Consider the following 22,290-nt stretch of genomic DNA (forward strand, 5'->3'; position numbering starts at 1 on the left):
GTACCAGTTGTCTTGCCAAAGGCATCGCTGGGTAGCTATGTGCGGAAGGGATAAGTGCTGAAAGCATCTAAGCATGAAGCCCCCCTCAAGATGAGATTTCCCATAGCGTCAAGCTAGTAAGATCCCTGAAAGATGATCAGGTAGATAGGTCTGAGGTGGAAGCGTGGTGACACGTGGAGCTGACAGATACTAATCGATCGAGGACTTAACCTAGTTGGTTTATGAAACGTGCAAGCCTTCTGTTATCTAGTTTTGAACGAAAAAGCTTTTAAAAAGTTTGATTTAGTCCTTGAAAAGTTTATAAAGTATGCTATAATAATAAATGTCTCTAATGAGAGATAAACCTGTCTGGTAGTTATGGCAAAGAGGTCACACCCGTTCCCATCCCGAACACGGAAGTTAAGCTCTTTTGCGCCAATGGTAGTTGGGGGCTCTCCCCCTGTGAGAGTAGGACGCTGCCAGGCTGGATTTAAATTATTAGGAAGTTTACCACATCATTCCGCAGTAGCTCAGTGGTAGAGCATTCGGCTGTTAACCGAACGGTCGTAGGTTCGAGTCCTACCTGCGGAGCCATGCTTCCATAGCTCAGCAGGTAGAGCACTTCCATGGTAAGGAAGAGGTCACCGGTTCGAGTCCGGTTGGGAGCTTTTTATTTTTACAAGTTATCGGCCCCTTGGTCAAGCGGTTAAGACACCGCCCTTTCACGGCGGTAACACGGGTTCGAATCCCGTAGGGGTCACCATATAAATTACGGAGGATTAGCTCAGCTGGGAGAGCATCTGCCTTACAAGCAGAGGGTCGGCGGTTCGATCCCGTCATCCTCCACCATTCATATACGGAGGGGTAGCGAAGTGGCTAAACGCGGCGGACTGTAAATCCGCTCCTTCGGGTTCGGCAGTTCGAATCTGCCCCCCTCCACCATTTTAAAAAAATAAAAAAGACTTGTTATAGATTCTCGAATATTGGGAAATATAATAATGTCACGATGCAGTTAACTGATTTAAGAGACATTCTCTAAAATAGGTTAACCATTATTTTTTAATGGGCTATAGCCAAGCGGTAAGGCAACGGACTTTGACTCCGTCATGCGTTGGTTCGAATCCAGCTAGCCCAGCCATATGAGCCATTAGCTCAGCCGGTAGAGCATCTGACTTTTAATCAGAGGGTCGAAGGTTCGAATCCTTCATGGCTCATCACTTCTCATTGCGGAAGTAGTTCAGTGGTAGAATACAACCTTGCCAAGGTTGGGGTCGCGGGTTCGAATCCCGTCTTCCGCTCCACTTATGCTGCATCCTTTTATAACGGGGCCTTAGCTCAGCTGGGAGAGCGCCTGCCTTGCACGCAGGAGGTCAGCGGTTCGATCCCGCTAGGCTCCACCATCTAACTCATACTACATACACCATTTATCCTTAAATCTTCTGATTTAAGGTTTTTTTATGTTTTAAGCCATTTGCTTATAGTTATAAATTTTTTCTGCTACCCTTCCTATAGAAACAAGGGTGAAAACGCATACTTATGCATGGTTTTGCTGAGTTGAGTCATTCTTTTTTTACTTATAAAATAAGGAGTATAAGGGTTGAAGGAGGAATATTCATGAGGAAAATATCTTTAATAGGGGTTCCAATGGACCTTGGCCAAACTAGGCGGGGGGTAGATATGGGGCCAAGTGCCATCAGATATGCAGGTGTCATAGAACGCCTTGAAAACCTAAAGTATGACGTTGAGGATATTGGGGATATCATCATTGGGAGAGCAGAAAGGCTTCACAATCCCAATGAGAGATTGAAGAACCTGAAGTTGGTTGCCGAAGGGAATGAAGCCCTTGCTGAAAAGGTAGATCAAATTATTGAGAACGGGAAATTCCCGCTTGTACTGGGCGGTGACCACAGCATCGCGATCGGTACGCTGGCAGGAGTTGCAAAGCATTATCAGAATCTAGGGGTAATCTGGTATGATGCACATGGAGATCTGAATACAGAAGAAACTTCACCATCGGGAAATATCCATGGTACTCCACTTGCTGCCAGTCTTGGGTTTGGCAATCCGGTCCTTACTAACCTCCATGGCTATTCTCCAAAAGTCAAACCGGAAAATGTGGTCGTCATAGGTGCCAGGGCCCTTGATGAGGGAGAAAAAGAGCTGATTAAAGAACAAGGCATCAAAGTCTATACCATGCATGAGATAGATCGTATGGGAATGGCTGGAGTCATGGAGGAAGCCATCCAATATTTGAAGAGTAAAACAGATGGAGTGCACTTATCCCTGGATTTAGACGGGCTGGATCCTATTGATGCTCCAGGTGTCGGTACACCTGTAATGGGAGGAATCACCTATCGGGAAAGTCATCTTGCCATGGAAATGCTGGCAGAATCTGAAATCATCACCTCAGCGGAGTTTGTCGAAGTGAATCCCATACTAGATGAAAGAAATAGGACAGCAAAAGTTGCGGTGGCACTGATGGGCTCATTATTCGGGGAGAAGCTTGCGTAATGCAGCTCGGGTCCACAAAAAAAGTAATCTGTTTTATATAATAAAGCTCTAAAAAAACGCATAATAAAAGAGGCTTGATACGCATCAGCTTGTCCGGAGAATTACGGGACGGCTCGCGTTTTTATTCAAGCCTCTATAGTTATTTGGTAGAATATCTTTCTTCACTGTTCTTCTGGAGCAGCAGAATGTAGATTAAACTCCGGGGGTGTAAGCTCTGCTTTCCCTGCCCGCTATGCATTCATTCTCTTCTGTATCATGAAATAGCGGTTTATAAGTGTATCAAGTTGTGTACTTGCTTCTACTACGTTATGATCAATCATGGAGGTGCGGGAAGCGAGATGCACCATGCGTGCTCTGCACTCCTCGATATCGTTTAACAGTTCTTTCAGTTCGATCGTCATCTTCGCAACCAACCTTCCCCGGTATCATTTTCATACTTTTCTTCCCTATTTTTTCACTTTCTAAACTCTTATTTGTAAATGTTTGTTAAAATAAAAATATATTTTTTGAAACCTTTCAGCTTGCGATTCGTAGAATCGTATAGCCGCATTGCGGGGGAATAACTAAAATGGATGTTCTCATTAATGAGACGATAAAAAAAGTATTAAAAGGCGACCAAAATGCGTACAGCCTTATCGTAGATGAATATAAGGACAAAGTCTTCTATCTTTGCTACAGGATGGTAGGAAGCAGGCATGAGGCGGAGGATTTGGCACAGGAAGCGTTCGTAAAGGCTTTTATTAATCTTAAAAGCTTTAACCTGACGATGAAATTTTCAACCTGGCTATTCAGGATTGCCACAAATTTATGTATTGACCGTCTTAGGAAGAAGAAGCCGGATTACTATCTTGATGCAGAAATTGCCGGAACAGACGGCCTTGATATGTATTCTCAGATAGCATCCGATACAGAGAGCCCTGAAGAGGAAGTAGAGAGTATGGAGGTACAGGAGACCATACAAAAAGAGATATTAAAGCTCCCCGAGAAGTACCGGTCAGTCATTGTTTTAAAGTATATTGAGGAGCTTTCACTAAAAGAAATAAGCGATACGCTTGACCTGCCGGTGGGCACGGTAAAAACAAGAATTCATAGAGGCAGGGAAGCTTTAAGGCTCCAGCTGCGCCATTTATAAGGGAAGGTGGATTCCATGAAATGTCCGGAAGAAATTATAGATTATATGCATGAATTTCTCGATGAAGAAATCAACTCCGATAAGGAACGGATATTAAAGGAGCATCTTCAGGATTGTGAAGAATGCCGCATATATTTTGAAGAATTAAAACAAGCTGTATCATTAGTTGCGGTTCCAGATCATATTGCGCTCTCCACAGATTTTACCCAGAAGGTGATGGCGAACCTCCCCGCTGCTGTAAAAAGGGAGAAGAGGAATGTTAAGGGCTGGCTGATGAGTCATCCCATGCTGTCTGCAGCAGTGCTGTTTTTGGTTTTAATATCGGGGGCATTGATCTCAAGCTGGAATCAGGAAGACCATTTCTCGGTGTCCAACCATTCAAGCGCAATGGTCATAAAGAGAAACACCGTTATTGTACCGAAAGGCAAAACCGTGAAGGGAGATATCCTTGTTAAAAATGGGGATATTATGATCGAAGGAAAGGTTCAGGGAGATGTAACAGTCATCCATGGAAAGAGATACCTTGCATCCGCAGGAAGTGTGACGGGTGATATAAAGGAAATCAATCAGGCCTTTGACTGGCTGTGGTATCAAATAAAAAACAGCTTTAAAACAATTTCTGCTTCCATTACTAACAAAGATGACTGAAGGCCATCCTAATCAGGATGGTTTTTCTTCTAGGCATAGTGCATGCTGTGTCAGGCGTTCTCTAGGTGCAGGTATAAAGCCTGTGAATCATTGGGGTATATGTCATATGTGTCTGGAGATAAGAGGAAAACAGCTTTTTATGCGAAAAACAAGAGGATTCATGATATAATTCATTGTATTGTGTAAAGAATAAGCTCAGTTTAATGGTACATAAGAAAAGCTCTTTTTTTATAGCAATGAAGTGCGATTGCCGCAGCAATAGACTGGAGGAAAGTAACATGTCTTTATCCCACTTTACTTTCTATGATTATTTTATAAATTTTATCGACATCATTCTTGTCTGGTTTGTCATTTATAAGCTGTTGATGGTTATCCGTGGAACAAAAGCGGTGCAGCTGCTTAAAGGGATATTTGTCATCGTTATTGTCCAAAGCCTCAGCAACTTCTTCGGCTTGAATACGCTGGGCTGGCTGATGGAGCAGGCAATGACCTGGGGCTTCCTGGCAATCATCATCATTTTCCAGCCAGAGCTTAGACGGGCCCTTGAACAGCTGGGCCGGGGGAAAATATTCTCGAGGCCGGGTATTCAGAAAGAGGAGGAAGGCCAGGAGAAGCTTGTGGATTCTATCTTGAAGGCAACGAGTTATATGGCAAAAAGACGGATAGGAGCCTTGATTTCTGTTGAAAGAGAAACAGGGATGAGCGATTATATCGAAACGGGAATCGCTCTTCATTCTTCTATATCCTCAGAGCTCCTGATTAATATTTTCATACCTAATACCCCTCTGCATGATGGCGCGGTTATTATTCAGGGGACAGAGGTTGCAGCAGCGGCCTGTTATCTGCCGCTGTCCGAGAGCCCGTTCATATCCAAGGAGCTCGGAACGCGGCATAGAGCAGCCATGGGGGTTTCCGAGGTAACGGATAGTATTACAATCATTGTTTCTGAGGAGACTGGCGGCATCTCCCTAACTAAAAATGGAGAGCTATACCGCAACCTGACTCAGGACTCACTTAAAGAAATGCTTACCATTGAACTCATCTCTAAAAACAGGGCATCTTCTCCTGTCCTTTGGAATTGGAGGGGTAAGAAAAATGGATAGATTCATGAATACTCCCTGGTTTATGAAGATTGTAGCACTGGGTCTGACAGCACTGCTCTTCATTTCTGTAAACTTTCAGCCCAATGCAAAGAAAGGGTCTCCGGGGTTTTCACCGCCATCCAAGACTGACACGGAGGTAGTCCAGGATATTCCGGTGGAAGTGAATTATGACAGGAAGAACCTGATCGTCACAGGTGCGCCTCAGTCCGTTGACGTAACGCTCAGAGGGCCGAAAAGCATTGTGGTATCCGCGAAGAACCAGAGGGATTTCACAGTGTACCTTGACCTTTCTGATGCGGCGATTGGTGAACAAAAGGTTAAATTTAAGGTTTCAAACTTATCAGATAAACTGACTGCTGTCATAAACCCTCAGCAGGCGATTGTAGGTGTGCAGGAGAGGGTGACCAAAAGTTATTCTGTAATTCCTTACTTTAATGAAGCATTGCTTGAAGAGGGATATATTGCAGGAGCTCCGACCACCAGCCCTGAAAGTGTCAGAATTACAGGAGCCCGGAATATTATCGAACGCATTTCTACTGTGAAGGCGAATCTGCAAGCAGGCAGCGGCATTAATGAAACGGTGCAGCAGCGGGCCCGGGTAGTGGCTTTGGACCGGAATCAGAATCAATTAAATGTAAGCATTGAGCCTTCTACAGTGGATATCAGGGTGCCGGTCAAGATTCCATCGAAAAAGGTTTCATTGATTCCATACCAGACTGGGAAATTGCCGGACGGCATTGAGCTTGAATCCATTGATTTAAACCCGAAACAGATTACTCTCTATGGAAAGCAGTCTGTGCTGGACAAGCTCGGAAACATAAGAGTTCCAGTGGATGTCAGTAAAGTGGACGATTCTACAACCTATGAACAAAAAATAGACACACCTGAGGGTGTCCGAAAGATCTCAGATGATATTGTCAATGTCTCTATAAAAGTGAAAAAGGCGGATATTCCCCCTGCCAAGGAAAAAGAGCAGGCAACAGGCGCCCAGCAGGCAGCAGGCGCCCAGCAGGCAACCAAAACATTTAATAATATCAAAATCATTCCTGCCGGCCTCCCGGATGATTACGAGCTGACCTTTGCCTCCCCTTCTTCAGGTGAGGAAAGCATTTCAGTGACTGGCCCGGCGGATCAGGTAAATGCAATGCAGGAAGCTGATATCCAGCTTTCCATCGATGCCAGCAATCTGACAGAAGGAACAAGCCAGGCGGCAATCAAAGCAGTGCTTCCTAAAAACGTTACTGGGAAATTACAGACGGATACAGCCTCTGTCACCGTAAAAAAGAAGGAAGCGGCATAACACTCAGCAAGATTGTGAATGAACATAAAAAAGGGAGCGATATAGAATGGGTAAATATTTTGGCACTGACGGAGTTCGAGGAGTAGCAAATACGGAATTAACTCCGGAGCTGGCGTTTAAGCTTGGCCGCTGTGGAGGCTATGTCCTTACAAAGGATACGAACCGTCCAAAAGTGTTAATCGGACGTGATACACGCATATCCGGAGAAATGCTGGAAAGCGCCCTGATTGCAGGTTTGCTTTCAATCGGTGCAGAGGTTATGAGACTGGGGGTCATTTCCACTCCAGGTGTTTCTTATCTTACAAAAACTCAGGGAGCCCAGGCAGGGGTCATGATCTCTGCGTCCCATAACCCTGTAGCGGATAACGGAATTAAGTTTTTTGGGCCGGATGGCTTTAAATTGTCCGATGATCAGGAAAATGAAATCGAAGCTCTTATGGATCAGGGAAATGATGAACTGCCCCGTCCAATCGGAGCCGGTCTTGGGACAGTCAATGACTATTTTGAAGGCAATCAGAAGTACATCCAATACCTTAAGCAGACCGTGGATGAAGACTTTTCAGGCATTCATGTAGCTGTTGACTGTGCGCATGGCGCAACCTCTTCATTGGCTGCCCATCTATTTGCCGACCTTGAAGCGGATATTTCCACGATGGGTGCTTCTCCGGACGGATTGAACATCAATGAAGGAGTAGGCTCCACACATCCCGAAGCTCTGGCTGCTTTTGTTAAGGAAAAGGGAGCGGATGTCGGCCTCGCCTTTGACGGCGATGGAGACCGTTTGATTGCAGTAGATGAAAATGGAAACATCGTGGATGGCGATCAGATTATGTATATCTGTGCAAAATATCTGAACGAGCAGGGCAGACTTAAGCATTCTACGGTTGTTTCAACCGTCATGAGCAACCTTGGATTTTATAAAGGCCTTCAGGAAAACGGCATCCAAAGCGCCCAGACAGCTGTTGGCGATCGGTATGTGGTAGAGGAAATGAAGAAAGGCGGATACAATCTTGGCGGAGAACAGTCCGGCCATATCATCTTCCTCGATTATAACGCTACTGGAGACGGCCTTCTCTCGGGTGTACAGCTTGTGAATATTATGAAGGCATCCAAGAAGCCGCTGTCTGCTCTTGCAGCTGAAATGACCAAGTATCCGCAAAAGCTGGTCAACATCAGGGTGACAGATAAGCACGGGGTAACCGGCAATCCAAAGGTTCAGGAAGTCATTCAGCAGGTTGAGGCAGAAATGGACGGCAATGGACGCATTCTGGTAAGGCCGTCCGGAACTGAGCCATTGGTCCGCGTCATGGCTGAAGCTCCGTCTGAACAGCATTGTGTGGATTATGTCAACAGGATTGCAGAAGTCGTCAAAGGAGAAATGGGACTTCAGGAATAGGACTTGTTATATGCATAAGAGGAACTTTTTTACCTCTTATGCATATTTTTATATAGCAGCCATGTGTTTTGAAGCTCCTCCCGAGGGTATACCTTATTAGCGGTTCAGTTAGAGGTTGACGAATCGGTGCAGGTAGGATATGATTAACATGTTTTTCGCGGCATGTCCGACGGAAAAATTCAGAAGGAAAGGTGGACGGTCTAAAAGGCAGCAATTAAAAGCGCCAGGACTAAGCAGGACGATAAGGCTTAGTTGACGAGGTGGAGGATTATCGAGAATTCGGCGGGTACCTCCCGGTTGCCTGTGCACAACCGAAATTTTTCTTTTAAACCAAAAGGGTAACCTTTTGAACAAAGGGGGAAAAGCTGCACAGCTAAAAAAATAGATTCAGAGATAAGGGGGCAGGATTGCCCCCGGCAATCTTGCCTCCTAAATTGAAGGAGGACATTTATTTATGTGTGGAATTGTTGGATATATTGGAAATCAAGATGCAAAAGAAATTCTGTTAAAAGGCTTAGAGAAGCTTGAATATAGAGGATATGACTCTGCAGGCATTGCCGTACGGGACAATAGCCAGGTTCATGTATTTAAGGCAAAGGGGCGCATTGCTGACCTTCGGGCCGTAGTAGATGCCTCCGTGTCTGCCAATACAGGAATCGGCCATACACGATGGGCTACCCATGGTGTGCCAAGCCATGACAATGCACATCCTCATCAGAGCACTGCCGGCCGCTTTACACTGGTACACAATGGAGTAATCGAGAACTATTCAATCTTAAAGCGCGAATATCTTGAAGGTACTGCCTTTGTCAGTGAAACCGATACGGAAGTCATTGTACAGCTGATTGAAAAATTTGCGAATGAAGGAATGGAAACGGAAGAAGCATTCCGTCAGACGCTTAAGCTTTTAAAAGGATCTTATGCTCTTGCCCTGCTGGATGAACAAAATGACGAGACCATTTTTGTAGCTAAAAACAAAAGTCCTCTTTTAGTCGGAACAGGCAGTGATTTCAATGTGGTGGCCAGTGATGCCATGGCTATGCTCCAGGTTACAGATCAGTATGTCGAGCTGATGGATAAGGAAATGGTTATTGTCACAAAAAATGACGTTACCATTAAAACATTGGACGGAACGGTCGTGGAGCGGAGCCCATATAAAGCAGAATTGGATGCAAGCGACATTGAAAAAGGCACCTATCCGCATTATATGCTAAAAGAGATTGACGAGCAGCCGCTGGTCATCAGGAAGATCATACAAAAATATCAGGATGAACAGGGAAGCCTGCAAATCGATCAGAATATTTTAGACGCTGTGACGTCCTCTGATAGAGTCTACATCATTGCTTGTGGAACAAGCTATCATGCAGGACTTGTCGGTAAACAGCTGCTTGAGCAGATGGCTAAAATACCTGTTGAAGTACATGTAGCGTCTGAATTTGGCTACAATATGCCTCTTCTTCCTGAAAAGCCATTGTTTATCTTTATTTCTCAAAGCGGAGAAACAGCAGACAGCCGTGCGGTTTTAGTTGCAGTCAAGGAACTGGGCCACAAAGCATTGACCATCACGAACGTACAAGGCTCAACCCTGTCCCGTGAGGCTGATTACACACTTCTTCTCCATGCAGGCCCTGAAATTGCCGTGGCCTCCACAAAAGCTTACACTGCGCAGATTGCAGTCCTTTCTATACTTGCCCATGTTGCTGCTGCTTCCAAAGGAGAGGCAGAAAGCATGAACCTTGTAAAAGAATTGGGAATCGTGGCAAATGCTATGGAAGTTCTTTGTGATTCTAAAGAAGAAATGGATTATATTGCCCGCGAATATCTGTCATTCACAAGGAATGCATTCTTTATCGGACGAGGCATTGACTATTATGTCGGCTTGGAAGGCGCCCTGAAGCTTAAGGAGATTTCCTACATTCAGGCTGAAGGATTTGCTGGCGGTGAGCTTAAGCACGGAACCATCGCCCTTATTGAAGAAGGAACGCCTGTTGTTGCCATTGCAACACAGGAAAACGTAAACCTCAGCATCCGCGGAAACGTAAAAGAAGTTGCGGCGCGCGGTGCCAACCCTTGCATCATCTCCATGAAAGGACTGGATACAGACGAAGACCGCTTCGTGATCCCGGCCGTTCATGACTTATTATCACCTCTTGTCTCTGTAGTACCGCTTCAGCTGATTGCGTATTATGCTGCCCTTCACCGTGATTGTGACGTGGATAAGCCGCGTAATCTGGCTAAGTCAGTTACTGTGGAGTAAGTGGGCTAAGTAAGAAACCCAAAAACAACAACAAAGAATTGAATGCAAAACTCGGCTAAATAACCCGATTAATAAAAAAACCTGGTTAGTTTCTATCTAACCAGGTTTTTTTGTATGATCCGGAACTGAAAAGTTGTTCGTCATCCTGCCATTTGAATCTTTAATTAAGTGTAAAAAATAGGGAACCGAATCGATTCCCCTATAGTATTACGAATTATACCATTGCTGCTTTTTTAAAAAACTGTGGCAGATATTCTTTATGTGCTTCAAGCATCTCATCCAGGATTTGTTTCGCTGTTTTGTCAGAAGGAACCAGAGGATTAATGGTCATAGCTAAAAGTGCTGTATGATAATCACCGGTTACGGCAGCTTCTGCTGCTACCCGTTCAAATGATTTAATTTGCTGTACCAGTCCCCTCACCGATACTGGGAGGTCTCCAACGGTTACCGGTATAGGGCCTTCTTTGGTAATGATGCAATTTACTTCAACTGCAGAATCGTTTGGGATGCTGGCAATGGCTCCGTTGTTTCTTGTATTGACGGTCTGGATATCGCGTTTGTCATTATAGATAGAATTGATTAAGTTACATGCAGCATCACTATAATATGCCCCGCCCCGCTGTTCGAGCTGTGGTGGTTTTATGGCCAGCTCAGGGTCCTTGTATAGTTCGAATAATTCCTTCTCTACTTGTTTTACTACCTCAGCCCGTGTGCCAACTTTATTTGAAGATTCAAGCTCTTCTTCAAGCATTTCTGCCGTTTTGAAATAATAGCGATGGTAACCGCAAGGGATAACCCCAAGCGCACGAAGAAAGTCGGGCTCCCAGCCTAAAGCCGCAATGTTTTTCATGGATAATGAATTTTCTGGATCTGCCATTTTTTCAATAACCTCATTCAGCACACTTACACCATCTAAGTAGACATTTAAACCAAATACCATGTGATTCAGACCTGCAAAGTCGACGTGGATTCTTTCCGGCTCCACATCCAGTGCCCCGGCAATGCCCATTTTCATTCCATAAGGTACATTGCACAAACCAACAACCTTATGGATATTGCTGTACCGTAATACAGCTTCAGTCACCATGCCGGCTGGATTCGTAAAATCAACCAGCCATGCATCCGGACAAAGTTCCTCCATGTCTTTACAAATATCTAAAATGACAGGGATTGTTCTGAGACCCTTAAACAGCCCGCCGGGTCCGTTTGTTTCCTGGCCAATCACATTATATTTAAGAGGAATGCGTTCATCCTTTGTACGTGCATCCAGCAGTCCTACACGGAACTGAGTGGTTACAAAATCAGCATCCTTTAAGGCCTCTCGGCGGTCCATGGTTAGATGAACTTCAATGGGTAGTCCTGCTTTCTTTACCATACGCTTTGCCAGGGAACCAACGATCTTTAACTTTTCTTCCCCAGCTGGAATATCCACAAGCCATAGTTCACTAACAGGGAGTTCATCGTATCTCTTAATGAAGCCTTCTACCAGTTCTGGGGTATAACTGGAACCCCCTCCTATGGTTACGATTTTAATTCCTTTTTTCATAGCGTAATACCTCCATGTATAGATAAGTGTTCGTATAGCTCAACAAATTCTGAAGCTAAATCCTTTACGGTTATCGCAGTCATTAAGTGATCCTGAGCATGAACCATTAAAAGAGAAACTTCTGTTTTTTCTCCTCTGACTTCATTTTGAATAAGCGAAGTTTGAATATGATGAGCCTCATTTAATGCATTTCCCGCTTCTTTTAATTTCGCACGGGCTTCTGAAAAATCCCCCTGCTTAGCTGCAGCTATCGCTTCCATGGCGCAGCTTTTTCCATTTCCGCCGTTTAGAATAACCTGGAACACAATTTCTTCAGATTCTGTCATAACTACATTCCTCCCAAATTATATAGAGGTGATTTCCCTTAACGGTCCAATTCTCTAAAATCCTCAGATTGCTTTTTTATTCGGTTCATTCACAGTAAATTCCGTTTCTTCTCTAGCTTTAATCTTATCCCACAGCTTAAAGAACGGTAAGTATAATAATAGATCAAGAGCGATACTTATTAATTGCATAATAGCACCAGAAATATGTCCGCCAGTTGCTAAAAATCCTGATACAAGAGGCGGGGTTGTCCAAGGTACGACAGCAACTGTCTTGGCAACAAGTCCTGTACTCATCCCAATATAAGCTGCAATCACATTAACAATGGGTGCCAAGAAAAATGGAATGAATAATAATGGATTCATGACAATAGGAGTCCCGAAAATCACAGGTTCGTTAATCATAAACAACCCAGCAGGAAACGCCAGTTTTCCCAGCTGTTTTAATTGTTTGCTCCTTGACCAGAGCATAAATAATAAAACAAGTGCAATTGTACCGCCTGTACCGCCAATGGTTACAAAGCTCCCATAGAACTCATTCGTAAAAATAGCTGACGGTGCCTGGTGATGAGCAAAAGCTGCTGCATTATCACCTGTTGCTTTTAACCAAATTGGGCTCATAATGGTACCCACTATGTTGTCTCCATGAAGACCCATGATCCAAAATAAACTGATTAAAAATACTACAACGATCTGTCCGGCTAAGTTTCCTGTTAAAGCACTAAGAGGCTCTGTTAATACAGCTCCAACCACATCATGTAAAGATGAAGCACTTGTTGCTCCGATTTCATGAAGATAATCGATTAGAAGACGTACTAACCAGGTAGCTGTTACTACGAAAAATCCTGGAATTAAAGCAACAAATGACTTACTTACTGCCGGTGGAACACCATCGGGCATCTTAATCACAATGTTTTTCTTAAGAACCCAGCGAAACACTTCTGTTGCGAAGATCCCTAGAACAATGGCAACAAATATACCGGCACTTCCCATATACGCAGTAGGAATAACATCCGTTACAGTATAAGTATGTTTCGAACCATCCGGAGTAAATGCGGTGGCAAATGGTGTTGCAATCAGGAAGGAACACAATGCGATTACCCCTGATGTAACAGCGTCGATTTCATATCTTTCGGCCAATCGGTAGGCAACACCAAAGGCTGTAATCAATCCCATCATTCCAAATGTGGCCGCTTGCGGAATTAATAGTTTTGCACGGATCGCTTCACTTGTAATCAAATACTGGCGGTTTGGATCATCTCCAAAGTAAGGGAGGAATGCAATGATCAAAAAGAAAGAACCGATGATAATCATGGGCATGGATAATGTAATTCCATCCCTTAATGCTTGCAAATGCTTTTGGGTACCTAACTTTGACGCAACCGGCATAAAGTGGTTCTCTAAGAAATTTAAAAAGCGGTTCATTTCATTCACCCCTTATTATTTTGTTAAGCCAAGAGCAAACTTCACTACTTCAGCCCCATTCATCATTCCGTAGTGAACGGGATTGATGGAATCAACTGGAATTCCTTTTTCTTCGCCCAACTTTTTAAATTGAGAAAGTAAGTAACGAACTTGAGGTCCCAGTAATAATACTTGAGCTTCGTCAATATGATTTTTTACATCATCTGCACTAACAGCCCATATTTTACCTTCAAGTCCTTGATCTTTGGCGTATGATTCCATTTTGGTTACTAATAAACTAGTACTCATTCCTGCAGCGCAGCATAATAAAATATTCATGATAATCCCCCTATAGGTTAATTTAAGTTGTCCGAATATTAAGTACATTAAATTAATATTCTATCCAAAGAAAGGGATATGGGAGAAAATGTAACGTGATATTCCCTTCTTGAATTGCCCATTTACGGCCTATTCCACAGTATCAGCGAAATTATGCGGAAAAAATAAAAACCCGATTATAAAGAGAAATAGCGGATATCCTTTAGGTTCCTTTTAACCTCCGTTTCAGTAACTTCCATTTTAATAGGTTTGCTATATCTGTAATTGAATTCTATAATTAAAGCGCTTACATTTATATCTCTTCTTTTTCCGTTGCTCAAAGGAAAAAGTTATTCAGACTATAAGGAAAATTCATGAAAATAATGGATTGATATTCAAGAAAGGGTAGAGATGTGCTAAAATACTACATTAAAAAATAGCTATTTTCATCATTAGGGGAGGATCTACATGCTTAATTCTCGGACAACTTCCATTTTGCGGGAATTATTGAAAGCGGAAACATTTTTGACGAGCGAGTATTTAGCCCAAGTCCTTACTGTAACTTCAAGAACCATCAGGAGTGATATAAAGGAATTGGAAGCCACTATCGAAAATTATGGTGTTTCCATTAAATCGATCAGAGGAACTGGATACCAGCTTGAAGTACATGATGACCACATATTTCGTAAGCTGCTGAAAGATTTTTTAGACGAGGAAAATGATAAATATAATGAGATTCCCATTTGGCCGGAGGATCGCGTTCGCTTTATCATCAGGCGGCTTTTGCTGGCAGATGGATATTGCAAAATTGATGAAATTGCTGATGAGTTATTTATTAGCAGATCGACTTTGCTAAAGGATTTAAAAAATGTAAAATCCATTCTTCTTCAATATGGAATTAAACTGGATAAACGCCCGAACTTTGGCCTTAAAACAATCGGGGACGAGTTTAAGCATCGTTTGTGCATTTCAGACCATCTCTTCGGAAAATTTAGAGATGAGCTGGAGCTGGCACAAACGGATTTGCCTATCCATATAAAAGAAGATTTGAACTTTATTAGAGAAGTTGTTGTAAACCAGTTAAATGAAATCAATATAAACTTATCGGATATTGGGTTAAATAATCTATCCATTCATATTGCAATTGCCTACCATCGTATCAAAAGCGGAAACTATGTGACATTACATTCTAATGAGATGCTTGAATTTAAAAAAGTTAAGCAATATCAAGTGGCAGAGAAAATTGTAAATGAACTCGAAAGAAAATCAAATGTTCGTTTTCCTGAACAGGAAGCGGCATATATAACGATCCATTTGCTTGGAACAAAGATCATAACGGAGAGGCATTTTTATGAAAGTATCGTCCCTGGGTTTATGGGAATACAAATTGAATCAGTTGTAAAGAAGATCCTCCATGTAATTGACGAGGAGCTCCATTTGGGGATTAAAGAAGACAAGGAACTGTTTGCTGCGATTTGCCTGCATTTGAAGCCGGCCATTCATCGTTTTCATTATGGGATAAATTTGCCTAATCCCCTGCTAGAGGATATTAAATCCAATTATCATATAGCATATCAAGCGGCAGTGATTGCAGGCACTATTCTTAAGCAGGAATTGAAAATAGATATAAACGAAAACGAAATGGGCTATTTAGCCATACACATTGGGGCTGCCATTGAGAATACAAAGGGGACAGAACAAGCAAAAAGATGTTTAATTGTTTGTGCTTCAGGAATGGGAAGTGCCCGCTTGTTAGCATCCAAAATCCGCTCAAAATTCAGGGACAAGATTGATATTGTTGGCACAACTGATTATTACAAGCTAAATCTAGTTTCTTTACATGACATTGATTTCATAATAAGTACGATTCATATTCCAATTGATCTGCCAATCCCTGTTATTCAAGTTCATACCATTTTAGGAGGAGGGGATTTTGAAAGGATCGAGATGATTCTAACGCGGGCTGATATGCAAAAGATCCCATTTATAAAAGAAGAGTTAGTTTTTCTTCAGCAGGGCTTTGAAACAAGTGATGAAGTTTTGGCCTATTTATGTAAACAGCTGCAAGCTTTGTGCCTCGTTAATGAAAACTTTTTAGAGAGTGTTAGGGCAAGAGAACAACTATCATCCACTAGCTATGGGAATTTTGTGGCCATTCCACATCCTGTGACACCCCAGACAGAAACAACCTTTTGGGCTGTTTGCACCTTAAAGAAACCAATAGACTGGGGAGGGAAAAGAGTTCAATTCATTTGCCTGCTAAGCGTTGAGAAGAATAGCATAAATGATTTGCAGAATATGTATGATTATTTAGTCGAAATGATAGATGATAGTCAAATAATGCAGCAATTATTGAAATGTAAAACATATAAAGAATTTGAAGCAGTCTTCTCCAGCAAATACAAGAATGTTTCTATGCAATAACTCTTGCCCCAAATGGGATTCCTGAAGCTATGGAGGGATAGGATGAATATTTTATTATGCTGTTGTGCAGGAATGTCTACCAGTCTATTAGTTTCAAAAATGAAGAAAAGCGCATTAGAGCAAAATCTGCAATATCGGATCCGGGCTATTCCAATTGAGGCAGTAAGAAAGGAAGTTGATCAGGCAGATGTATTGCTTCTGGGGCCGCATGTTCGATATATGTACCAGTCATTTAAAGAGTTAGGTGAAAAAAAGGGGATACCGGTGGCTGTAATTGATATGGAGTACTATGGGACTTTTAATGGAGCAGATGTCTTGAGGACTGCAGAAGAACTTTATAGGGAAAAGCAGTATAAAAGTTTGTCATTATAAATCCTATCTTTTGTATAAAGTAGCGCTGAAAACCTTCCTTCACTATACTGTGGAAGGTTTTTTTGTTCTTAATTATAAATTACTTGAGTTGGTTCAGAGCCAAGCCTTACCTGCAGATTCCTATTCTATTTTGATATATTAAAATAACAAAACGCGTCTAATTAAACGACTATTTCAATTTATAAAATCATTATGAATATTAATAATGGGATTGTTGAATTTGAAGATATGTTATAAAATATGAAGAACAAAAAAATTATCCTTGTATAATATCAGTTAAATGGTCTGATAGTTTCTACCCGGCAGCCATAAATGCCGGACTACAGGGAAGTGTGATGATTGATTGAGATGAACATGCAGGCTAGTTCCCTTTGGCAGCGATCTTCGTAGATCTCTGCTGGGTGAATAGGATTGTCTTTCGCATCTCTTTTTCATGCTTCAGTCTGTGGTTGAGGTAGAAAGGGAGGCTGTGTTATACAGGAAATCCTATGATAAAGGGAGTAGTTGGTATGTTTTTTTTATTAAATATTCTAGGGATCCTCGTCGTTTTTGGACTCGTATTCCTTTGCTCTCCAAATAAAAAGGCCATTAAATGGCGTCCAGTTCTAAGTTTGCTTATCGTTGAGCTGTTGATTACCTGGTTTATGCTTGGAACCAAAATCGGAACATGGGTCATCAATCAAATTGCTTCATTTTTTACGTTTCTCATTTCTTGTGCAAACCAGGGGATAGCCTTTGCCTTCCCCTCCGTCATGGCGAACCCGTCGGTGGATTTCTTCTTTAGTGCACTAATGCCGATTATTTTCATCATTACCTTCTTTGATATTCTGAGTTACTTTGGAATTCTGACATGGATCATTGATAAGGTCGGCTGGGTGATTTCCAAAGTCTCAGGCCTCCCTAAGCTGGAAAGCTTCTTCTCCCTGCAGATGATGTTCCTGGGGAATACAGAGGCTCTGGCCGTTATCCGCCAGCAGCTGACGGTGCTAAAAGAAAACCGCCTGCTTACATTTGGTATCATGAGTATGAGCAGTATCAGCGGATCGATTATCGGAGCCTATTTAAGCATGGTTCCTGGGGAATACGTTTTTGCTGCCATTCCGCTGAACTGTTTAAATGCCCTGCTGCTTGCGAGTGTGCTGAATCCCATCCCAGTCAGTAAGGAAGAAGACATTGTCTATGTCCCTTCCAAGGCGGAACGGAAGGATTTCTTCTCTACCATCTCGAATAGTATGATGGTCGGGATGAGAATGGTCATCGTCATTTTAGCGATGGTTGTCGGCTATGTAGCATTGACTGCCGTGGCAAATGGGATTTTAGGATTTTTCATTCACGGGTTGACCGTGCAGAAGATCTTCTCCGTTATTTTCAGTCCGTTTGCCTTCCTGTTGGGATTGTCAGGCCATGATGCCATGTATGTAGCCCAGCTGATGGGAATCAAGCTCGCAACGAATGAATTTGTAGCCATGATGGATTTGAAGAAGCATCTTCATTCACTGCCGCCGCATACCGTTGCAGTAGCTGTTACCTTTTTGACTTCCTTTGCCAACTTCAGTACGGTCGGTATGATTTATGGGGCCATCAGCTCTATCATGGGAGAAGATAAGTCCCGAATCATCGGAAAAAATGTATGGAGGCTTCTAGTGAGCGGTATTGCCGTTTCACTCTTGAGCGCTATGTTTGTTGGATTGTTTATCTGGTAAAAAAATAATTTATTATAAATAAATAGTTCTATCAGTACACAGCCAAAAGGCTGTGTACTTTTTTCACTTCCAGATTTTTTCAACTATATGAGAGGCTGCATCGTCTAATTTTTAAAAGCATTCCGAACAGGAAGTGAGAAATTGAATGAAACTAAAAAGCTGCATATGAGCCTTCTCAGAATCAGCTCTTAGAAGAGGTTATGAATCAATTCGGAAATGAGGTTCTGTATATTGCTTATTCCTATGTAAAGGACTATAGTCTGGGTTCCGAAAGACCGTTTGAAGCTTCTGAAGGTTCCTTCTGAGATTTCTTTTAAATAAAGGAGGTTACATTCAATTATTCGGAAGTTAGTACGCGGGGGCCAATCGATTTAACGCTATCTCAAAAGACGAGAAGGTTCAATTAATCGTTGCGAGCCTCGGGAAGGGAAGCATCCGGAGGGCAAGGAAACTCTGGAAAGGTTACGCTGAAAAATGGATCGACAGCTCATTGGAGGAAGAATGAGAGAGAGAATGATGGGAAACTACTCGGGCTGGAGGGACAGCAAAAACCAGACGCTATACCACATTATGATAATGGTCCAGCCGATGAATGCAAAGAATACGTATACAAAAAATGATTTGATTGAAATTGCTAATTCATTGATTCTATACGAACGCGATTTCCCTGTATTTAAAACAGCGGCATTATTTAATGCCGCTGTTTTATTTTATTTAGTTAAAGATTGTTCAATCTCATCCATCGTTTTTTCATTTGCAAGGAGTCCATTGATGGTCCAGTTGGACGGATCCTTCATAATATAAACATGGTTCTGTTTCACGGCAGGAAGATTCTTATAGATAGTGCTTTCTTGAAGCTTGGCAACGCCGGCTTCATTTGGAAGGGCGGTTATAAATAGATGATCAGCATCGAGATCAGAAAGAGACTCGAGTGAGACAGGCTGCCAGGCTGCTTTAGCCTCAGGGAGCTTTTTAATCATGTCAGGCTGTGAAACGCCAAGCTCATGGTACAGGACATTTCCGGCAAAGCGATTGTTTTCAAATAAGTAATATTTGTTTCCAGCAACCCAGATAATGGCGGCTGTATCGTCACCAATCGCTTTTTTAATCGCAGCGGAAGACTTATCCGTCTTTGTGTCATACTCAGCTAATTTTCCCTTGGCTTCTTTTTCCTTGCCGGTCAGGCTGCCAATGGTGGTCAGCTGCTTTTTCCAGTCGGCACCATCGGTGTCCTTGAAAACATAAACTGGAGCTATCTTTTTGTATTCCTCATATTGTCCATTCTGGATTGCACCAGCAGAACTGAAAATAATAAGATCAGGCTTTGCTTTTATCGTCTGCTCTAAAGGCAGGTCCCAGCTTATTTTCGGTACATTCTTTAAGTCAGTCTGCAGATAATCAAGTACTGTTGTGCCAATGGACCATTGAGCTGCGGGTTTAATGCCCAAGGCTGTAAGGGAATCCTCCATATAGGGAGCGAGAATCCGTTTAGGAGTGGCCGGAATCGTCACTTTTCCCATGGCGTCTGTTACGGTTTTTTCTTTAGGGGAATCAGAGCTTTTCCCGCTATCCTCCTTATTCCCGCAGGCAGCGAGCAGCATCATGCTGCAGAACAGGGCTGCGAGGAGGGGTATGTATTTCCTTGGGCTTTTCATAATATGGGTGCTCCTCCTTAAAAATCCTCTTTTTCCGATAATGATAATCATTCTCACAAATAAAGTCAATCATTTAGCGCCGATTATGACAAATATCTTGAAAGAATCCAGCTTTAATCATATACTTACTACTGAAAATGATTCTCATTATTAGATTGTTTAGAGATAGGTGAACCTGGGTGAGACGTATACTTGGACAGGAATATATACTTGAAAAACGGGCATCAAGAACTATCTGGGTGCTGTTATCATGTATTTTACTATTAATAGCGGCAGCGGTGCTTTCTCTTATTTATGGACATTCAGAGATTGATGCAGCAACCGTCTGGAATGCAGCCTTTCATTATAATCCACATAATAAGCTCCATGTAATCATTGCGGAAATCAGACTTCCGCGTCTATTGTCGGCCATGATGATCGGAGCGTTTCTGGCTCTGTCTGGAGCACTGATGCAGGCACTGACCAGAAATCCACTCGCCGAGCCTTCCTTAATAGGTGTTTCCCACGGGGCGGCTTTCGCCCTTGTCATTACCATCACCCTTTTCCCCGGAATATCAGCTTCTGGACAAAGTATCGCTGCCATGGCAGGAGCAGGAGCAGCTGTACTTCTGGTCTTTTTGATGGCATCCGTATCAAAGGGAGGCGGAGGACCAGTCAAGCTTGTTCTGGCTGGCGTAGCTGTAGGGATGCTCCTCAGCTCCTTGACATCCATTACCGCCATGCATTTTGGAGCGGCTAAGCAGCTAAGCTTCTGGTATGCAGGGGGCTTGGAGGCAAGTGGCTGGAAAAGCATAAAGATGCTGGCGGGAGCTGGCTTCATGGGTGCTGTCTTAGTTTTTGCTCTGGCACGGCCGTTAACTCTCCTGAATTTTGGACAGGAAGTGACACGGGGACTTGGCATAAATGTAAAGGCAGTCAATGCGCTTGGTGTCCTGGCCATCCTCCTGCTTACAGGATCTTCTGTTGCGGTAAGCGGGACCATTTCATTTATCGGACTTATCGTGCCCCACATCAGCCGTATGCTGACGGGACATGATTACCGGCATTCCCTTCCGGTTTCCGCGTTGCTTGGAAGCCTGCTTCTTACTTTAAGCGACCTTTTATCCAGGATGGTCAACCCTCCCTACGAAACTCCTGTAGGAGTGATAACAGCCGTGCTGGGTGTTCCTTTTTTTCTATTCCTGGTTAGAAGCGGAAGGGGCAGAATATGAATAGCAGTAATAGAAAATTTATTTGGACGATTCTAATCCTGTCAGCGGCGCTTTTGGCGGCGGGCATTCTTAGCTTGAGCCTTGGTGCCATTTCAATCGGCCCTTTGGAGGTATTGACTGCCTTCCTTGGAAAGGGGACAAGCCAGCAGGAATTAATTTTATATAATTTCCGTCTTCCGGCCATTGTTTTGGCCATTTTAGTAGGATTGGGGATGGCGGCATCCGGTACCATCCTGCAGGGTATAACCCGTAATGAACTGGCGGACCCCGGAATTCTTGGAATCAATGCAGGATCAGGAACAGCCGTCATCCTCTATATCACCTTTTTTCAGACGGCAGCAGGCAGTCTCACCACGATGGGAGCCTTTATTCTCCCCTTGATTGCATTTGTTGGTGCGCTTTTGACAGGGGCTTTGATTATGCTCCTATCGTGGAAAAAAGGGATGGACTCCATCCGGCTGATCCTTGTAGGAATTGGCGTTAATGCAGGATTAAGTGCTATTATTATTGCCCAGCAGCTAAGACTTGAACCGAATGATTTTGTAAAAGCTATGGTGTGGCTTTCCGGTGATCTATGGGCTACCCAATGGATCTATGTAGGGGCCCTTTTGCCATGGATGCTGCTTTTATGTGTATACACATTATTTAAAGCGCACACCTTGAATGTTTTGAATCTGGGCAGTCAAGTTTCCTTGTCTCTTGGAATTTCGGCCACCCGGGAACGCATCATCCTTCTTATCGCTGCCGCTGCCCTGGCTGGCCTGGGAGTTGCGGCAGGGGGAGGGATTGCCTTCCTGGGTTTGATTGCTCCGCATATAGCAAGGAGAATCGTAGGACCAAAGCATCAGCGGCTTCTGCCTGCAGCTGCCCTGATAGGAGCTCTCGTCCTGGTTCTGGCTGACGCAATCGGAAAAAATCTCTTAACTCCGACTGAGATTCCGGCAGGCTTGGTGGTAGCAGTAGTAAGTGTTCCATACTTTGTAATCTTATTAATGAAAAGCAAATAGG

Annotated in this window: 18 protein-coding genes, 9 tRNA genes, 2 rRNA genes and 1 riboswitch; of the genes, 23 read left to right on the plus strand and 6 right to left on the minus strand. The window is 43.2% G+C overall.

What is annotated here, in order from left to right; all coding sequences use genetic code 11:
• The 12 genes from H539_RS0106870 to rocF all read left to right on the plus strand — a co-directional run.
• Positions 1-213 (plus strand): 23S ribosomal RNA (locus H539_RS0106870); the annotation flags it as partial.
• 134 nt (positions 214-347) lie between these two features.
• Positions 348-464 (plus strand): 5S ribosomal RNA (gene rrf / locus H539_RS0106875).
• Positions 465-498: 34 nt separating this feature from the next.
• Positions 499-573 (plus strand) — tRNA-Asn (locus H539_RS0106880).
• A 1-nt stretch (position 574) separates the two neighbouring features.
• A tRNA-Thr gene (locus H539_RS0106885) sits at positions 575-647 on the plus strand.
• A gap of 20 nt (positions 648-667) precedes the next feature.
• Positions 668-742, plus strand: a tRNA-Glu gene (locus H539_RS0106890).
• A gap of 10 nt (positions 743-752) precedes the next feature.
• Positions 753-828 (plus strand) — tRNA-Val (locus tag H539_RS0106895).
• Positions 829-837: 9 nt separating this feature from the next.
• Positions 838-921, plus strand: a tRNA-Tyr gene (locus tag H539_RS0106900).
• Positions 922-1,042: 121 nt separating this feature from the next.
• A tRNA-Gln gene (locus tag H539_RS0106905) sits at positions 1,043-1,117 on the plus strand.
• A gap of 3 nt (positions 1,118-1,120) precedes the next feature.
• Positions 1,121-1,193, plus strand: a tRNA-Lys gene (locus H539_RS0106910).
• A gap of 12 nt (positions 1,194-1,205) precedes the next feature.
• Positions 1,206-1,280 (plus strand) — tRNA-Gly (locus H539_RS0106915).
• A 23-nt stretch (positions 1,281-1,303) separates the two neighbouring features.
• A tRNA-Ala gene (locus tag H539_RS0106920) sits at positions 1,304-1,379 on the plus strand.
• Positions 1,380-1,593: 214 nt separating this feature from the next.
• Positions 1,594-2,490 carry an arginase gene (rocF, locus tag H539_RS0106925; RefSeq protein ID WP_026692928.1) on the plus strand — a complete coding sequence of 299 codons (897 nt, stop codon included), beginning with the start codon at positions 1,594-1,596 and terminating at the stop codon, positions 2,488-2,490.
• Positions 2,491-2,720: 230 nt separating this feature from the next.
• On the opposite strand, the gene H539_RS30645 is transcribed toward rocF, so the two are convergent.
• Entirely contained in the window at positions 2,721-2,891 is a 171-nt protein-coding gene (locus H539_RS30645) for an aspartyl-phosphate phosphatase Spo0E family protein (protein ID WP_245602139.1), read from the minus strand.
• A 167-nt stretch (positions 2,892-3,058) separates the two neighbouring features.
• Here H539_RS30645 and sigW point away from each other — a divergent pair, with 167 nt between their 5' ends.
• From sigW to glmS, 6 genes are all read left to right on the plus strand, one after another.
• The gene (sigW, locus tag H539_RS0106935) at positions 3,059-3,622 is read left to right on the plus strand and encodes an RNA polymerase sigma factor SigW (protein ID WP_026692929.1); all 564 of its coding nucleotides are present in this window, start codon (positions 3,059-3,061) and stop codon (positions 3,620-3,622) included.
• Between the two features lie 15 nt (positions 3,623-3,637).
• On the plus strand, positions 3,638-4,270 hold the full coding sequence (locus H539_RS0106940) for an anti-sigma factor family protein (protein ID WP_026692930.1): 633 nt from the start codon (positions 3,638-3,640) through the stop codon (positions 4,268-4,270).
• Between the two features lie 278 nt (positions 4,271-4,548).
• Positions 4,549-5,373, plus strand: a complete 825-nt coding sequence (cdaA, locus tag H539_RS0106945; RefSeq protein ID WP_026692931.1) for a diadenylate cyclase CdaA — start codon at positions 4,549-4,551, stop codon at positions 5,371-5,373.
• A complete protein-coding gene (locus H539_RS0106950) occupies positions 5,366-6,673 on the plus strand; it encodes a CdaR family protein (protein WP_026692932.1) in 1,308 nt (435 codons plus the stop codon). Before cdaA ends, H539_RS0106950 begins: the two co-directional genes overlap by 8 nt.
• 46 nt (positions 6,674-6,719) lie before the next feature.
• Positions 6,720-8,069, plus strand: a complete 1,350-nt coding sequence (gene glmM / locus H539_RS0106955; protein WP_026692933.1) for a phosphoglucosamine mutase — start codon at positions 6,720-6,722, stop codon at positions 8,067-8,069.
• A 454-nt stretch (positions 8,070-8,523) separates the two neighbouring features.
• On the plus strand, positions 8,524-10,326 hold the full coding sequence (glmS, locus tag H539_RS0106960; RefSeq protein WP_026692934.1) for a glutamine--fructose-6-phosphate transaminase (isomerizing): 1,803 nt from the start codon (positions 8,524-8,526) through the stop codon (positions 10,324-10,326).
• Between the two features lie 214 nt (positions 10,327-10,540).
• Here the strand turns inward: glmS and H539_RS0106965 are convergent, their stop codons facing one another.
• The 4 genes from H539_RS0106965 to H539_RS0106980 form a co-directional block, all read right to left on the minus strand.
• Positions 10,541-11,872, minus strand: coding sequence for a 6-phospho-beta-glucosidase (locus H539_RS0106965; RefSeq protein ID WP_026692935.1), 1,332 nt, complete (start codon positions 11,870-11,872; stop codon positions 10,541-10,543).
• Positions 11,869-12,198, minus strand: coding sequence for a PTS sugar transporter subunit IIA (locus H539_RS0106970; protein WP_026692936.1), 330 nt, complete (start codon positions 12,196-12,198; stop codon positions 11,869-11,871). Before H539_RS0106970 ends, H539_RS0106965 begins: the two co-directional genes overlap by 4 nt.
• A 63-nt stretch (positions 12,199-12,261) precedes the next feature.
• The gene (gene celB / locus H539_RS27985) at positions 12,262-13,620 is read right to left on the minus strand and encodes a PTS cellobiose transporter subunit IIC (RefSeq protein WP_051348479.1); all 1,359 of its coding nucleotides are present in this window, start codon (positions 13,618-13,620) and stop codon (positions 12,262-12,264) included.
• Between the two features lie 15 nt (positions 13,621-13,635).
• The gene (locus H539_RS0106980) at positions 13,636-13,938 is read right to left on the minus strand and encodes a PTS sugar transporter subunit IIB (protein WP_026692937.1); all 303 of its coding nucleotides are present in this window, start codon (positions 13,936-13,938) and stop codon (positions 13,636-13,638) included.
• A gap of 447 nt (positions 13,939-14,385) precedes the next feature.
• On the opposite strand from H539_RS0106980, the gene H539_RS0106985 reads away from it, so the two are divergent.
• The 3 genes from H539_RS0106985 (at position 14,386) to H539_RS0106995 (ending at position 18,416) form a co-directional block, all read left to right on the plus strand.
• Complete coding sequence (locus H539_RS0106985; RefSeq protein ID WP_026692938.1) at positions 14,386-16,341, plus strand: BglG family transcription antiterminator; 1,956 nt, start codon at positions 14,386-14,388, stop codon at positions 16,339-16,341.
• A gap of 42 nt (positions 16,342-16,383) precedes the next feature.
• Positions 16,384-16,713 (plus strand): PTS sugar transporter subunit IIB, encoded by a 330-nt coding sequence (locus H539_RS27990; protein ID WP_051348480.1) that lies wholly within the window; start codon positions 16,384-16,386, stop codon positions 16,711-16,713.
• A gap of 242 nt (positions 16,714-16,955) precedes the next feature.
• Positions 16,956-17,056, plus strand: a riboswitch (purine riboswitch).
• Between the two features lie 166 nt (positions 17,057-17,222).
• On the plus strand, positions 17,223-18,416 hold the full coding sequence (locus tag H539_RS0106995) for a nucleoside transporter C-terminal domain-containing protein (RefSeq protein WP_026692939.1): 1,194 nt from the start codon (positions 17,223-17,225) through the stop codon (positions 18,414-18,416).
• 710 nt (positions 18,417-19,126) lie between these two features.
• Here H539_RS0106995 and H539_RS0107010 read toward each other — a convergent pair.
• Complete coding sequence (locus H539_RS0107010) at positions 19,127-20,071, minus strand: ABC transporter substrate-binding protein (RefSeq protein WP_026692941.1); 945 nt, start codon at positions 20,069-20,071, stop codon at positions 19,127-19,129.
• A 179-nt stretch (positions 20,072-20,250) separates the two neighbouring features.
• Here H539_RS0107010 and H539_RS0107020 point away from each other — a divergent pair, with 179 nt between their 5' ends.
• Together H539_RS0107020 and H539_RS0107025 are read left to right on the plus strand one after the other, a co-directional pair.
• Positions 20,251-21,282: a FecCD family ABC transporter permease gene (locus H539_RS0107020; protein ID WP_245602140.1), complete on the plus strand. Its 1,032-nt coding sequence runs from the start codon at positions 20,251-20,253 to the stop codon at positions 21,280-21,282.
• The gene (locus tag H539_RS0107025; RefSeq protein ID WP_026692943.1) at positions 21,279-22,289 is read left to right on the plus strand and encodes a FecCD family ABC transporter permease; all 1,011 of its coding nucleotides are present in this window, start codon (positions 21,279-21,281) and stop codon (positions 22,287-22,289) included. The genes H539_RS0107020 and H539_RS0107025 overlap by 4 nt, the downstream gene beginning before the upstream one ends.
• Position 22,290: the final 1 nt, after the last annotated feature.

It is taken from the genome of Peribacillus kribbensis DSM 17871 (genome assembly GCF_000430765.1).
Lineage (GTDB): Bacteria > Bacillota > Bacilli > Bacillales > DSM-1321 > Paraperibacillus > Paraperibacillus kribbensis.

Excerpts from the sequence above, each read along its gene's own strand:
- H539_RS27990 (WP_051348480.1), top strand. The coding sequence starts at position 16,384 with ATGAATATTTTATTATGCTGTTGTGCAGGAATGTCTACCAGTCTATTA.
- H539_RS0106980 (WP_026692937.1), bottom strand. The coding sequence starts at position 13,938 with ATGAATATTTTATTATGCTGCGCTGCAGGAATGAGTACTAGTTTATTA.
- rocF (WP_026692928.1), top strand. The coding sequence starts at position 1,594 with ATGAGGAAAATATCTTTAATAGGGGTTCCAATGGACCTTGGCCAAACT.
- cdaA (WP_026692931.1), top strand. The coding sequence starts at position 4,549 with ATGTCTTTATCCCACTTTACTTTCTATGATTATTTTATAAATTTTATC.
- H539_RS0106985 (WP_026692938.1), top strand. The coding sequence starts at position 14,386 with ATGCTTAATTCTCGGACAACTTCCATTTTGCGGGAATTATTGAAAGCG.
- H539_RS0106940 (WP_026692930.1), top strand. The coding sequence starts at position 3,638 with ATGAAATGTCCGGAAGAAATTATAGATTATATGCATGAATTTCTCGAT.
- H539_RS0107025 (WP_026692943.1), top strand. The coding sequence starts at position 21,279 with ATGAATAGCAGTAATAGAAAATTTATTTGGACGATTCTAATCCTGTCA.
- sigW (WP_026692929.1), top strand. The coding sequence starts at position 3,059 with ATGGATGTTCTCATTAATGAGACGATAAAAAAAGTATTAAAAGGCGAC.
- glmM (WP_026692933.1), top strand. The coding sequence starts at position 6,720 with ATGGGTAAATATTTTGGCACTGACGGAGTTCGAGGAGTAGCAAATACG.
- H539_RS30645 (WP_245602139.1), bottom strand. The coding sequence starts at position 2,891 with ATGACGATCGAACTGAAAGAACTGTTAAACGATATCGAGGAGTGCAGA.
- H539_RS0106965 (WP_026692935.1), bottom strand. The coding sequence starts at position 11,872 with ATGAAAAAAGGAATTAAAATCGTAACCATAGGAGGGGGTTCCAGTTAT.
- glmS (WP_026692934.1), top strand. The coding sequence starts at position 8,524 with ATGTGTGGAATTGTTGGATATATTGGAAATCAAGATGCAAAAGAAATT.
- H539_RS0107010 (WP_026692941.1), bottom strand. The coding sequence starts at position 20,071 with ATGAAAAGCCCAAGGAAATACATACCCCTCCTCGCAGCCCTGTTCTGC.
- H539_RS0106970 (WP_026692936.1), bottom strand. The coding sequence starts at position 12,198 with ATGACAGAATCTGAAGAAATTGTGTTCCAGGTTATTCTAAACGGCGGA.
- H539_RS0106950 (WP_026692932.1), top strand. The coding sequence starts at position 5,366 with ATGGATAGATTCATGAATACTCCCTGGTTTATGAAGATTGTAGCACTG.
- H539_RS0106995 (WP_026692939.1), top strand. The coding sequence starts at position 17,223 with ATGTTTTTTTTATTAAATATTCTAGGGATCCTCGTCGTTTTTGGACTC.
- celB (WP_051348479.1), bottom strand. The coding sequence starts at position 13,620 with ATGAACCGCTTTTTAAATTTCTTAGAGAACCACTTTATGCCGGTTGCG.